Raw genomic sequence first — 13,585 nt, 5'->3', positions numbered from 1 at the left:
GAAATTAAAGGAATACAGTTTTTCCCGTTTTAAAAGCTTCATCAGCAGCCATTACGATTTTCAAGCTATTAACTGCATCATTTAAGTGAGCAGTAAGATCAAGGTTTTCTTGAATGGCTTTTAGGAAATATTCCTGTTCAAGATCGCATAGTCCCTGATGATCTGGTTCATCTTCTGTGCTAATATATTCATCCTGCTTTTCAAACTTTCTATCCGGCCCTAATTTGCCATGATGAAGTTTTAATGAATTTGTTTTTGAATGAAGGTCAATATCATCTGAGCTTCCTGTTTTTTCAACAATACTAACAGCACCTTTTGGTCCCATTACATCTTTCACAAAGAAAGCTGTTTCGCTAATCATTGGTCCCCAACCTGCTTCATACCATCCAACAGAACCATCTTCAAAAGTTACTTGTAAGTGCCCATAGTTATACATATCGTCAGCAACTTCATCAGTAAGCTTTGCACCAATAGCGTTTACACTTACTGGCTTTGATTCTGTCATCTGGCACATAACATCTACATAATGCACTCCACAGTCAACAATAGGAGACATAGATTTCATAAGGTTGAGATGAGTTGCCCATGTTTTGCCACTACTTTGTTGGTTTAGGTTCATTCTCATAACTAGCGGTTTTCCGAGAGTTTGAGCAGTTTCTATAAATTTCTTCCAAGCTGGGTGTACTCTTAAGATGTAACCAACTACCACTTTTTTATTTACTGAGAGAGCTTTGTCTACAATTTGTTGTGCTTGTTCTACAGTTAGGGCGAGAGGTTTTTCTACAAAAACATGAGCTCCTGCATTAAGACTTTTTATAACATAATCGGCATGCGTATCTGGGTAAGTGCTGATTGAAACGGCATCTGGTTTGGTAATTTCGAGGGCTTCTTCAAAGGAGTTATAGCCTGGTACACCACCTAATTCTTCGGTGAGTTCTTTTCTACTTTCTGGTGTTCTACTAACCAATCCTACAATCTCAAATTGAGGTATTTTATGGTACGCTCTTGCGTGTGAGGCACCCATATTACCACATCCTACTACTAATACTCTCAGTTTATTATCCATTGAAATTTTAATTATTTATGAGTTTAATGCAATTTAAATTGTACTAGTTAATTCATTAAAAAAGGGGGTATTTGAAATCCCTTGAAATTATATCAAAATAGTGTGACATCTTTTGTCAATTTGATAGATGTCGCCCTTAAAAATAGCAAAGAATTAAAATATTTTGCACTGGTTTGGAATTTGCATACATTAGTCAAATACCAATAAACAAAAAATAATAACTAATTGTAAAAACTTGCATATGAGAACACATGCAGAAGTAACTGCTGAATCAGATATTCAGCTAGTAAATCTAATTAATCAGCAAAAGTTTTCTGCTGTATCAGCTATCATCAAAGATGAAAACTATTCAGATGAATTAGTCTATCTCATTGAAAATGAAAGTAAAGATCTGGATCACGACCAGGCTTACTCATTTTGTACATTTATGCTTGGCAACCAAAAAAATGGTTCTTTATGGCATAAATTGTCTTACAAATCAGCAGATAATCTATCCAAAACAAAGCCTAACTACAAGTATAAGGCGCTAAACCATCTTTTAAAAGCTATCGAAAAGGATAATAGCGATTGGAAATTAAAAGAAGAAGCTCTTAGTTTCTATGAAGGTGGCATGTTACCAAAAGAATTTGGTAAAGCTTATGCTGAGATAGTTATTCGGATGGACCCAACCAACGAAAAAGCCTTAATGGTTCTGGAAAATGAATGGGACTTAAATTGAATTTTTGAAATATTTAGCAAGCCGGTTTCCAACGAGACCGGTTTTTTTTTGTCTTTTATAAAAAGTTATTGGTAAGATATTGACACCGTCTGAACCTATAGTGAAATTGACTGGTTTAAAAGCTTTAATATATTTACGTTTTAATCAATTTTTTAGAAATTGATTTTTGTACATTTATTTTATTCTGAATAATTATTGAGCTTTTACTAATTTTGCCTTCATGCAGCAAAAACTGAGATTATATAATACACTTAGTAGGGAGAAAGTTGTTTTTGAACCTATAAATCCTCCTTTTGTTGGGATGTATGTTTGTGGCCCGACAGTTTACAATAATGTACATCTTGGAAATGTACGCACATTTACTTCATTCGATATTCTTTTCAGATATTTGAAGCACCTAGGATATAAAGTTAGATATGTAAGAAACATAACTGATGTAGGTCATTTGGTGAACGATGCAGACGATGGTGAAGATAAAATAGGTAAAATAGCCAAGCTAGAAAACCTAGAGCCGATGGAGATTGTACAGCGGTATACTACAGATTTCCATGATGTAATGGCAAGAATCAATAATTTGCCTCCTAGTATAGAACCTACTGCAACGGGACATCTATTAGAGCAAATTTCTATGATTAAAGAATTGCTTGTAAAAGGAATGGCTTATGAGGTAAATGGCTCAGTGTATTTTAGTGTTAGAAAATATAACGATCAATATAAATACGGAGAACTATCTGGCAGAAATATAGATGAATTATTAGCTGGTAGTCGCGATTTAGATGGACAAGATGAAAAGCAAGAATCTTTTGATTTTGCTCTTTGGAAGCGAGCTACTGGTGGACATATTATGCGTTGGGATTCTCCATGGAGTACTGGCTTTCCAGGCTGGCACCTTGAGTGCTCTGTAATGAGCCATAAATATTTGGGTAAAACTTTTGACATCCACGGTGGTGGTTTAGATTTAAAATTTCCTCATCACGAATGTGAAATTGCCCAAGGAACTGCGGCAAATGGCGTACATCCAGTTAAATACTGGTTGCATGCAAATATGTTGACGATTAATGGGCAAAAAATGAGTAAGTCTTTAGGTAATAGCATATTACCTGACGAGCTTTTTACAGGTAATCATGAATTACTAGATCAAGCTTACTCTCCAATGACTTTGAGATTTGCCATGTTGCAGGCACATTATAGAAGTACAATGGATATTTCTAATGATGCATTGAAAGCAGCTTCTAAAGCATATAGGAAATTAATGAACGGTCTTAGAATTGCCAAAGATCTAAAGTATGATGAAAGTGCAACAGTAGACAAAAATGAAAAAGCAATTTCTCAGATAAACAGCATAGTAGATAGTATTTACAGAGGTTTAAATGATGACCTCAATACTGCTGTAGCTATTGCTGGTTTATTTAATATGCAAAAGAAACTGAATTCAATACATTTGGGGCAATTGCAACCAGAATCTTTGGATAAAGATACATTTGACCGTATGATATCAACTTTTACAACTATTTCGCACGATGTATTAGGTTTGGTAGAAGAAAAGCCTCAAAACCTCGAAAATGCAATTGATATTGTATTGGAAGATTACAAGACTGCTAAACAGGCAAAAGATTACGATAAAGTTGATGTGATTAGAGCGAAACTAAAAGAAATGGGCCTTTCTGTTAAAGATATGAAAGACAGAATTGAATGGGCTTATGAGGAATAAAAAAATATCTATTCTAACATAATGAATCCGTCTTTAACAGAGACGGATTTTTTTTTAAACCAATTGCCTCTCCAGATACTATCTAAACAGATTCTGCTTTAATACTACGTAAGATTTTTCTGTTTAATGAATTGGCTACGTAATTTTTGGAATTATATTTCACTAGCTGGAGTGATAGATGGCATGCCCTTCCCCATACAGAAACGGGTAATGCTATCAAATCAATTCGCTTTAGTTATAGGGATAATTGCAATTTCATTTACAATTATTCTTTTATCTGGACCAGGTGCTAATGTTGCACCAACATTTACTATGTTGGTGCTGGTGTCTTCTATTTATTTTCTCAATAAAAACGGATTTACAAAAGTATCTAGGTTTTTGGTGAGTATAGCGCCATTATTAGGTCTAATATTTTTAAACATTTCTATAAAGCTTAATTCGCCAGATAACATAGGCATGGTGCATTATGTATCACCAAGAATGCTTATGGTGAGCTTAATCGCATTACCAATGACACTTTTTACTTTTGATGAAAAGAAGTCATTGTTTTTAGCTTTAATTTTCCCTTTAGGAGCAGGATTTTTCTTCGAAGATATTCACGATATGTTTGGTATTAGTAGCGAAGAGTTGGGTATTGAAGATGAATATCAATCTACTGTAGCAGAAGACATGATTCTGCTAATTGTGTTGCAATTAGGTACTTTTCTATTCTTATTAAACCTAAATAAGCAATATGAGAAGATTAATGATAATTTGTTGAAAGATGCAGAAGACAAAAACTCTAACCTTCATAAAAATGAGGAAACGCTTAAAAGATCGCTAGAAGAATTAGAGGTAGCTCGACAAGAAGATGAAAGAAGAAATTGGGTAACCAAAGGGATAGCAGAATTAAGTCAGATTTTAAGAGACAACGATTACGAAGATATTTATTCAGGTGTAATTACCGATATTGTGAAATATCTTGATGCGAATCAAGGAGGGTTTTATGTAGCAGATGCTACTGAAGAAATAGTCTCACTTCATTTGAAAGGATGCTATGCTTATGGGAGGAAAAAGTTTGTAGAGCAAAATATTGACGAAGGAGAAGGCTTACTAGGTCAATGCTATTTGGAAGGTACTTTTATTCATCTTACAGAAGTGCCAGATGATTATATTGAAATTACATCTGGTTTAGGAGAAGCTACTCCAAGCTCATTAATTTTAATGCCACTTAAGGTTAATAATAAAGTAGAAGGAATTATTGAACTAGCTAGCTTTGATGTTTTTGAGAAACATCATATAGATTATCTGCAAAAAATAGCAGAATCACTTGCTGTGTTTATCGCCAACAGACGTACAACAGAGCAAACTAAAAAATTACTTGAAGAAACAGAAAGTGCTACTCAAACACTTCGCTTACAAGAAACAGAACTTCGAAATAGCTTTGAAGAACTACAAGCTACCAAGGAAGAGATGGAGCACAAAGAAAAATATTATCTCGAAAAAATTGAGCAGTTAGAATTAAAGCTAAATCAATCAGATACAGAGAAACCTGCTTAAATTTTTATTTCATTACCTTTTTAGCATCTACTTTTCTTGTTCTAAAAGAATTGCTCCTTAATTCTTTCTGATATTTCATGAATATTTATTATGCTTGACAAATAGAATTGTATTAATAAATATTCAAAAAAGAAAATGAGAACAAGACTTCGCATAATCACCTTATTTTTTACTGCCTTTATTTTATCAACTGGACTAGCTTTCTGCCAGACTGAAACAAAACAATTACCACCAGAAGCAACTGAGTTTTATGAGCCAGTACCACCAAAAGTTGACCCAGGAAAAACTACTTTAGATCCACCCTCAGATGCTATAGTATTGTTTGGTGGAAAAGATTTAGATATGTGGCAAAGTGCAAAAGATGGTAGTTTTCCAAAATGGAAAGTTACTGATGGTATTTTTGTAGTAGAAAAAGGCACTGGTGACATCCAAACTAAACAAGCTTTTGGAGATGTTCAGTTACACATCGAATGGAGATCGCCTCAAGAAATTGTTGGTGAAGGACAGGGTAGAGGTAACAGTGGTATTTTCTTAATGGGAATGTACGAGTTACAAGTATTAGATTCTTACGAAAGCAAAACTTACACAAATGGACAAGCTGCTAGTATTTATAAGCAATCAGTTCCATTGGTAAATGCAACCAAAGCTCCAACAGAGTGGGAAGTTTATGATGTGATTTTTAGTGCTCCCATTTTTAACTCTGCTGGTATTGTAACAAAACCAGCAACTATTACTGTTTTACATAATGGAGTACTTGTACAAAACCATTTTGCTTTAAGAGGACCAACCGAATATATTGGAATACCAAACTATAAGGCACATGCAGATAAGTTACCAATAAAATTACAAGATCATGGTAATCCTGTTAGCTATAGAAATATTTGGATAAGAGAATTGTAAAAATTTAAATAGGCTAAAAATTAGATGGTGTAGATGTAAAAAATACGTGTTAAATCACTGTCTGTATTATAAAGCTTGGTTCTGATACTTTTAAAGCCTGCTTTTTCACAAATACCTTGTAACTCTTCAAGTGTGGAAAGGTAGGCTTCTAATTTTCCCCAATTAGTTTCAAATTTCACAAAGTTATCTGGTGATTTTTCTCCTATGTATTTTACTTTTTCATAAGGAGTTTCAATAATTACTTTTCCACCTGGATTAAGTTGATTTTTAAGCTCTTTTAGAGCATTTTCCTGTTCATCTAGAGAAAGCTCCATTATCCCCGACCAAAGCCATAAAAAACAATCTATTTTTTCGGGCAGTTTTAGTTTTTTAGCATCATCATGTATTATTTCCACATGTTCGTTTGATGCAAATTGATGTTTCATATATGAAACTAAGTGAGCTACTCTTTCTACTGCATAAATTTTCCCTTGAAAACTTTCATTAATTATGGCTTCGATAGCTCTCCCATATCCTGCTCCAATTTCTGCAATTACTTTAATATCAGCGAATTCACTATAAATTGCTTTAATATCAGCGCCATTATTAAGGCCTATTATTTTAGCAAATTCAATGAATCTATTAATGTCAATTTTCTCATAAAAACTGAGATTTGAATCATTGATTTGTTTTGGTTGATTTAATTGTAATTGATGTGTTTTGGTATCTGCCATAAAAGATCTAGTTGAAAATTAACCGTACTTTAAAAACTTGTGTTGGCAGAATCTATTACTTTAAACTTCAAATAAGTTTTAATGAAATGATATAAAAAAAGGCATTTTACAAAATATAGGTAAAATGCCTTTTAGTTTTAAAACAATGTTTCGAACTACTCTCTATTTTGAGCGTCGATGTTGGCAATACTTATCATATTAAGCACTTCTCTAACAGAACTTCCCATTTGTAAAATATGGACAGGTTTATTCATGCCAAGAAGAATTGGACCTACAGCTTCTGCTGTTCCCATTACCTGCAATAATTTGTATGCAATATTTGCAGCAGATAGATTAGGGAAGATAAATACATTAGCTGAATTATCTATCAAATCAGAGAATGGATAGTTTTCTTTTAATGCTTCTTGGTTAAAAGCAAAGTTTGCTTGAATCTCACCTTCAACGATTAAATCTGGCTCAGTTTCTTTGAGTATCTCTACAGCTTTTCTCATTCTTCTCGGTTCGTCATCATCAGAAGATCCAAAGTTAGAGTAAGATAACAGTGCAACTCTTGGTTCAATATCAAACTTGTCTTTTACAGCAGCAGCAGTTAATTTGGTAATATCTACCAGTTCTTCTTCTGTTGGATTTGGAATTATGGTAGTATCAGCAAAGAATAATGGGCCCTTTTTAGTGATCATTAAGTACATACTTGATACTTTTTTACCAGGAGCATATGTGCCAATAACCTCTAATGCAGGTCTAATTGTGTTAGCATAATTTCTAGAAATACCTGAAATTAGCGCATCTGCATCACCTTGGTCAACCATCATGGTACCAAAGTAATTTCTACCTTTAATTTTCTCTTGAGCTTCAAACCAGTTATATCCTCTTCTTTTTCTTTTGTTGAAGAAAGATTTAGCATATTTTGCAATTAACTCTTTGCTGTCTTCACTTCTAGGATCAATAATTTCAACATCTTCCAATTTGATTTGATGTGTTTTCATGATCTCTTTAATTTTTTGTGCATCTCCCAATAATATAGGCTCACAAATTCCCTCATCTAATGCAATTTGAGCTGCTTTTAAAATACGATGATCATCAGCTTCAGCAAAAACAATTTTTTTAGATTTTTGTCTTGCTCTGTTAATCATTACCCTAAGTACATTGTCATCGTTACCCATTCTTTTGACTAATGCACTTTCATAAGCATCCCAATCTGTAATTTCCTTTTGTGCAACACCACTTTTAATCGCGGCTTTTGCAACTGCAGGAGTTACAGTAGTTAATAATCTTGGGTCAAATGGTTTTGGTATAATATAATCTCTACCAAAAGAAATATTGCTTTGATTATAAGCTCTCATTACAATATCTGGAACAGGAGCTTTGGCTAAAGCTGCTATTGCTTTTACTGCTTCCAGTTTCATATCTTCATTAATTTCAGTAGCTCTTACATCTAGTGCACCTCTAAAAATGAAAGGGAAACCTAATACATTGTTTACTTGATTAGGAAAATCTGACCTACCTGTAGCCATAATTGCATCACTCCTTGTTTCCATTGCCAGATTATAATCTATCTCAGGGTCTGGATTAGCAAGAGCAAATACGATCGGATTTTCAGCCATACTCAAAAGCATTTCTGGAGACATTACATTACCTTTAGAAAGACCTAAGAAAAAGTCACTCCCTTTAAGAGCCTCTTCCAAAGTATTTACATCTCTTTCGGTAGCATATACTTTTTTGAAACCGCTCAAACCTTCTCTGTCAGCTCTAATTACTCCTCTACTGTCACAAACTATTATGTTTTCTTTATTTACTCCAAGTTCAATAATAATTTTAATACAAGAAATTGCTGAGGCTCCAGCACCTGATACAACTACTTTAATCTCACTTAGTTTTTTGTCAACAACCTCAACGGCATTAATTAGTGCTGCACCAGAAATAATTGCAGTACCATGTTGGTCATCGTGCATTACGGGGATGTTCATTTCCTGTTTTAATCTGCTCTCGATTTCAAAACAGTCTGGAGCTTTAATGTCTTCTAAATTGATACCTCCAAATGTGGGTTCTAATGCTTTTACAACAGAAATAAATTCTTCAGTACTTTTGGTGTTTAATTCAAGGTCGAATACGTCAATTCCAGCGAATATCTTAAATAATATCCCTTTACCTTCCATTACGGGTTTAGATGCCTCAGGGCCAATATTTCCAAGACCAAGTACTGCAGATCCATCAGAAATAACAGCAACAAGGTTTCCTTTTGCAGTATATTCATAAACAGTTTCAGGATTTTCTGCAATTTCTAAACATGGAAATGCAACTCCTGGAGAGTAAGCTAATGCCAAATCTCTTTGTGTTTTTGAATCTTTTGTAGGGATTACTTCAATTTTACCAGGAGAGTTTTTTTTATGGTATTCTAGTGCATCTTCGCGTCTTATTTTGCTTTTAGCCATTGTTTATGGTATTATATTTATAGTTTTTTCACAAATAAAGCACTTTCTGCTGGGAACTGTTCAAAAAAGCATCATATTAATTATATTGGCGTGAGGAACAGAAAAATTACTTGCTTTGTTGAGAGTAAGTTTGTGTTATTATTTTATTCCAAAATTGAGGTAAAATGAAAAAAACGGGAAAGTTTTTAATTTTTTCATCCATTTTATATTTAATATCATTTGGTGCTGTTGCACAATCTTCAAATAATGAAGAGGAAGAAGATCCTGATAAAATACCCTTAATCGATAGATTGTATTTTGGTGGGAATTTGGGTTTTCAATTTGGTGATATAACTTATGTAGATGTATCGCCTTTGGTTGGATATAAGATTACAGATAAGCTTTCTGGCGGAGTAGGGGGGACTTATAGGTATCTAAAAAATAAGATTTATTATCCTGCAATCGAAACTAATATTTTGGGTTACCGGGTTTTTGGTAGATATGATATTACAGAGGTTGTCTATCCCTATGTTGAATATGAAAATTTAAGTTTTAGTTATGGTGACGAGAGTCCAAGACAATGGTATGATGCATTATTTGTAGGTGCAGGACTTTTTCAACCTATAGGAAAACGAGGAGGAATTAACCTATTAGTCTTATATAATCTAAATTATTCGGCAACAACTGCTATGAATTCTATCTACAATAGCCCTTGGGTTTTCCGTGTGGGTTTCCAGTTTTAATTTGTTATTTTAAAGTGTAATCAGGTGTAAATATTTGATAATAAAAGTAATTCCATTCGTTAATGGATGAGATTCTGCTGTTTTAAAGCTAATGAAATATAAAAAAGTATCTTATAACATTAACGCATGAAGTTTTCGGTTTACCCATTGCTGGTATTAGTATTCTTGCTGGCTTTTTCTGAACTATCTTTTGGCCAACGAGGAAGATACAGTGGTAAGTTTACAAAAAAGAAGAGATACTGGAGTGTCGGATTATCAACAAATACTATAAATTATTTTGGTGATATAGTACCTAAGAACACGCTCACCAGTTTTGATATTGAATTTACTCGCCCTCAAATAGGATTATTTGTACAAAGAAGAATATTTCCGAGTGTCACAATTAGGTTAAATGCGGCATGGGGAAGAATTGCTGGTAGTGACTACGCCAGCGCAGACCCTGAAGACGAGGAGACTGGAGGGTATTACAGATATAGAAGAAATCTACATTTTAGAAATACTCTATATGAATTATCTTCTGTAGTTATTTATGACTTGATAAAAAATCCAAGTTTATCATACAGAAGGCCAGAAAAACCAATCCCATATATTTTAGCAGGTTTAGGTATATTTTATCATAACCCACAAGCAATGCGTCCAGAAGGGTTTTCAGGTACAGAATGGGTTGATCTTAGACCTTTAAAGACTGAAAATCAGTTAACGCCATATTCTCCAATTGGTTTAGCAATTCCTGTTGGTTTAGGGGTTAGATACAGAGTTTCGAGAAAAGTGGATGTAGCTTTTGAAATGGGGTACAGGTTTACTTTTACAGATTATTTAGATGATGTAAGCGGTAATTATGTGGATCCAGCCGAGTTCAGAGATGATCTGGCAAGAGCTTTGCACGATAGATCTGCGGAAACAACAGATATGTATACTGGAGGAACTCGTGATGCAGAAGTTTTAGGCGAGGTAGTCGATTATGTAAGTCCTATTGATGGTAAAACTTATAGATCAATAAATGGCTTTGGGATGCCAAATAATTATAGAGGCTCTCCTGATAAAGATGTATATTTAGTGACAGGTTTTCAAGTATCTTATATTTTTTCAACAACCAGAACCCCAAAGTTTAGATAAAGCAATTTTACTTTTAGTTTTGAAAAAAGTTTACTGTTAAGGGAATTAGTTTATTAAGTTATGAATTTAACTTTTTGGATTAATTCCTGTTGACTAATTGAATTTAGCTTTATCTAAAGAAGAAACATTGGAAAAGAGAAACTTATACAAGCAACTGCTTATACTTGGTTTATTAAACATAATATTTATTGGGAATGGTATAGCCCAAAAATATGAGATAGGTTTTGGTGTAGGAGCTATTAACTATAAGGGAGATGTTGCTCCTGTAGTAAAAATGCAAAATACTCGGCCAGGAGGTAATATTTTTTTTAGAATTAATTTTAGTGAAGCAGTTAGTTTAAGGAATGGTTTAATGCTCGGAGCTATCTCTGGTAGTGATGAATATCAAAACGATCCATTTTTACAACAAAGAAACTTTGGATTTAAAAGTTTACTTACTGAACTTAACAGTGTAATTGAATATAATTTCTTTGATTTTAGAAAAGATATTAGAAGACAAAGTTACACACCTTATATTTTTGCTGGCTTAGGTATTTCAGCTAATTTTCTCACCGAAACAACTGGAAATGCTCCACCTCCCAATTCAAGTGTTATCCATGCAGTTATACCATTTGGAGTTGGAATTAAAAAAGCTTTAAATGATAAATTCACAATTGCTGCCGAGTTCTCAACAAGTAAAACCTTTTCAGATAATACGGATCTCATAGTAGATAATGATTCTGGACCTAGAATTACTAGAGTCTCAAGAACTGATTTGGATTCATACTATTATCTTAATTTTACATTATCATATCGATTTATAAGCCTGCTATGCCCTGAGCATTTAAATGTCAAATAGCCATTTATTGGGTGTTTGTTCGTCGTTTAGCGCTTTTATTATTCTGGTAATTTTCCTATCTTATCAATAATTACATCTGTAATTAAAATTTTACGTATGTAAATATTGATATAATACTGGAAGATATGCCATGGAAACTATACGAAAATTATCTTATACTCTCCTTTTTATAGGAGCTATTATTTTTTCTGTAGACTTCGCCTCTGCAAACCCAAAAGAATATACTTCAGTTGTATTTCCACAAATTACAGAAGTGTCTGTAAGGGCATTTGGGAATGACACTGTTATTTTTGTCCATTCCAATAATATCCCTGCCTTTATTGCACGACCAGATCAAGATTTAATGGTGATTCTTGATTACATGCAATTGACTCCATTTCAATTTTCAGAATTTAATGATTTAGAAACTGCTCGTTCAGAAAATTTAAAAACAGGAGCGGTTTATTATCTAAGAAAAAAAAATAATAAAGCTTTAGTAGATCAACATATTGCTAAACCTGGAGAAACTATGTGGGACATCTCACAGATGTATGGTGTTAAATTGGATAAAATTTTAGTCTACAATAGGATAGGTAATGCTGAACAAATGGTTGTTGGGCAGGTATTGAATTTAAGAAAAAAGAAAAAAAACTTGCCTTTACAAGTTTATCCAGAGTATCAGAGTGAAAGCGAGGGAGATCCATGGAAAGACTTGAAGAAGACTTACTTAAATATTAATGAGATAACACCTTCTAAAAAGGTAGCTGCTTTTGAAGAAACATCAATTGAAACTTCTTCTCAAAATCAGAGCATATATATCGCCTCAAAAAATGAAAATATATTTGATGTATCAAGGAAAAATGATGTAACCGTACTTGATATCATAAAATGGAACAATTTAGGTAAAAGTTATCAACTTGATGAAGGTTCAAGAGTTTATGTTAAAAATCCGATTGGTAGACAAGAAGCTTCTCCTCAAAATATATTTTTAGAAAGTACTCAGGAATCAGATCACCAAGCATTGATAACATCAAACAATACCCTGATACCAAGTACAAATTATCAAATTAATTCTTATCTAGATGAAGCTAATAAGACAAGAATCAATTATTCTGCTCCACTTTCAGAAATATTAAATCCATCAATGATTAATACATTGAATCATAAAGTAAATAAGGGCGAGTATGTATATAAGTTAAGTCGTGTGTACGAAGTTGTTCCTGAAGATATTATGGAATGGAATAGTTTAACTGGTAAAGCTTGGCTTTATGAAAATGATAGTGTATTAATTAAGAAAGTTTCTGGTTATGAAGTTAATCCACGAATACATACAGTAAGAAAAGGAGAGACATTATACAGCATAACTGGCAAGTATGGAACTACAATAAAAGACATAACTAGGTGGAATCAACTAACAGATTACACTATATATCCTGGGCAGGATTTGATCGTAAGTGTTAAAGGTTTTGACCCTGACAAGTCAGTTAAAGATACAGCTCAAATTGTAGTTGATTCAACTTCTCAGAATATCAAACTAGATAGTTTACTAGATAAACCTAAGATATTAAAAGATCCAATTAATAGTAATAATGAGAGTGTAAATTCTGAGAACCTTGTAAAAGCTTCAAACACAAGTGATGGCATGTATCACAAAGTGGAAAAGGATGAAACTATCTATCAAATATCCGCAAAATATAATCAATCTGTCTCATCTTTAAGAAGCTGGAATAATATACCATATGGAACGAAACTTAAAGAAGGTCAAAAAATTATTGTGAAAAAACAATTAAATGATGATCTTGATTGAATATGCAAACTTGAATTAGGTTAATATATGCTAAAGCATTAAAT

The 13,585-nt window shown here is 33.2% G+C and carries 11 protein-coding genes; 8 read left to right on the top strand and 3 right to left on the bottom strand.

Going from position 1 to position 13,585, the window contains the following annotated elements; genetic code table 11:
* Positions 1-4: 4 nt before the first annotated feature.
* Complete coding sequence (locus OQ292_RS03935) at positions 5-1,066, bottom strand: Gfo/Idh/MocA family protein (RefSeq protein WP_284684745.1); 1,062 nt, start codon at positions 1,064-1,066, stop codon at positions 5-7.
* Between the two features lie 241 nt (positions 1,067-1,307).
* Here OQ292_RS03935 and OQ292_RS03930 point away from each other — a divergent pair, with 241 nt between their 5' ends.
* From OQ292_RS03930 to OQ292_RS03915, 4 genes are all read left to right on the top strand, one after another.
* Positions 1,308-1,784, top strand: a complete 477-nt coding sequence (locus OQ292_RS03930; RefSeq protein ID WP_284684744.1) for a hypothetical protein — start codon at positions 1,308-1,310, stop codon at positions 1,782-1,784.
* 220 nt (positions 1,785-2,004) lie between these two features.
* Positions 2,005-3,495, top strand: a complete 1,491-nt coding sequence (cysS, locus tag OQ292_RS03925) for a cysteine--tRNA ligase (protein WP_284684743.1) — start codon at positions 2,005-2,007, stop codon at positions 3,493-3,495.
* 126 nt (positions 3,496-3,621) lie between these two features.
* Positions 3,622-5,034: a GAF domain-containing protein gene (locus OQ292_RS03920; RefSeq protein WP_284684742.1), complete on the top strand. Its 1,413-nt coding sequence runs from the start codon at positions 3,622-3,624 to the stop codon at positions 5,032-5,034.
* A gap of 135 nt (positions 5,035-5,169) precedes the next feature.
* On the top strand, positions 5,170-5,934 hold the full coding sequence (locus tag OQ292_RS03915; protein ID WP_284684741.1) for a 3-keto-disaccharide hydrolase: 765 nt from the start codon (positions 5,170-5,172) through the stop codon (positions 5,932-5,934).
* A 20-nt stretch (positions 5,935-5,954) separates the two neighbouring features.
* Here the strand turns inward: OQ292_RS03915 and OQ292_RS03910 are convergent, their stop codons facing one another.
* A complete protein-coding gene (locus OQ292_RS03910; RefSeq protein ID WP_284684740.1) occupies positions 5,955-6,647 on the bottom strand; it encodes a class I SAM-dependent methyltransferase in 693 nt (230 codons plus the stop codon).
* A 155-nt stretch (positions 6,648-6,802) separates the two neighbouring features.
* Positions 6,803-9,079, bottom strand: coding sequence for an NADP-dependent malic enzyme (locus tag OQ292_RS03905; RefSeq protein WP_284684739.1), 2,277 nt, complete (start codon positions 9,077-9,079; stop codon positions 6,803-6,805).
* Between the two features lie 164 nt (positions 9,080-9,243).
* Between OQ292_RS03905 and OQ292_RS03900 the strand changes: the two genes are divergently transcribed.
* The 4 genes from OQ292_RS03900 to OQ292_RS03885 all read left to right on the top strand — a co-directional run bounded on the left by OQ292_RS03900 (position 9,244) and on the right by OQ292_RS03885 (position 13,541).
* Complete coding sequence (locus OQ292_RS03900; RefSeq protein WP_284684738.1) at positions 9,244-9,801, top strand: hypothetical protein; 558 nt, start codon at positions 9,244-9,246, stop codon at positions 9,799-9,801.
* Between the two features lie 126 nt (positions 9,802-9,927).
* Positions 9,928-10,917: a DUF6089 family protein gene (locus tag OQ292_RS03895; protein ID WP_284684737.1), complete on the top strand. Its 990-nt coding sequence runs from the start codon at positions 9,928-9,930 to the stop codon at positions 10,915-10,917.
* 127 nt (positions 10,918-11,044) lie between these two features.
* Positions 11,045-11,755 (top strand): type IX secretion system protein PorG, encoded by a 711-nt coding sequence (porG, locus tag OQ292_RS03890; protein ID WP_284684736.1) that lies wholly within the window; start codon positions 11,045-11,047, stop codon positions 11,753-11,755.
* A gap of 130 nt (positions 11,756-11,885) precedes the next feature.
* Positions 11,886-13,541, top strand: a complete 1,656-nt coding sequence (locus tag OQ292_RS03885) for a LysM peptidoglycan-binding domain-containing protein (RefSeq protein ID WP_284684735.1) — start codon at positions 11,886-11,888, stop codon at positions 13,539-13,541.
* Positions 13,542-13,585 lie beyond the last annotated feature (44 nt).

Source organism: Chondrinema litorale (assembly GCF_026250525.1).
GTDB lineage: Bacteria > Bacteroidota > Bacteroidia > Cytophagales > Flammeovirgaceae > Chondrinema > Chondrinema litorale.
The sequence above is the reverse complement of the archived record's forward strand: the minus strand, read 5'-3'. Positions and strand labels throughout refer to the sequence as shown.

Coding starts and splice junctions, on each gene's coding strand:
- OQ292_RS03895 (WP_284684737.1), top strand. CDS start 9,928: ATGAAGTTTTCGGTTTACCCATTGCTGGTATTAGTATTCTTGCTGGCT.
- OQ292_RS03910 (WP_284684740.1), bottom strand. CDS start 6,647: ATGGCAGATACCAAAACACATCAATTACAATTAAATCAACCAAAACAA.
- OQ292_RS03905 (WP_284684739.1), bottom strand. CDS start 9,079: ATGGCTAAAAGCAAAATAAGACGCGAAGATGCACTAGAATACCATAAA.
- OQ292_RS03900 (WP_284684738.1), top strand. CDS start 9,244: ATGAAAAAAACGGGAAAGTTTTTAATTTTTTCATCCATTTTATATTTA.
- OQ292_RS03920 (WP_284684742.1), top strand. CDS start 3,622: ATGAATTGGCTACGTAATTTTTGGAATTATATTTCACTAGCTGGAGTG.
- cysS (WP_284684743.1), top strand. CDS start 2,005: ATGCAGCAAAAACTGAGATTATATAATACACTTAGTAGGGAGAAAGTT.
- OQ292_RS03885 (WP_284684735.1), top strand. CDS start 11,886: ATGGAAACTATACGAAAATTATCTTATACTCTCCTTTTTATAGGAGCT.
- OQ292_RS03930 (WP_284684744.1), top strand. CDS start 1,308: ATGAGAACACATGCAGAAGTAACTGCTGAATCAGATATTCAGCTAGTA.
- OQ292_RS03935 (WP_284684745.1), bottom strand. CDS start 1,066: ATGGATAATAAACTGAGAGTATTAGTAGTAGGATGTGGTAATATGGGT.
- OQ292_RS03915 (WP_284684741.1), top strand. CDS start 5,170: ATGAGAACAAGACTTCGCATAATCACCTTATTTTTTACTGCCTTTATT.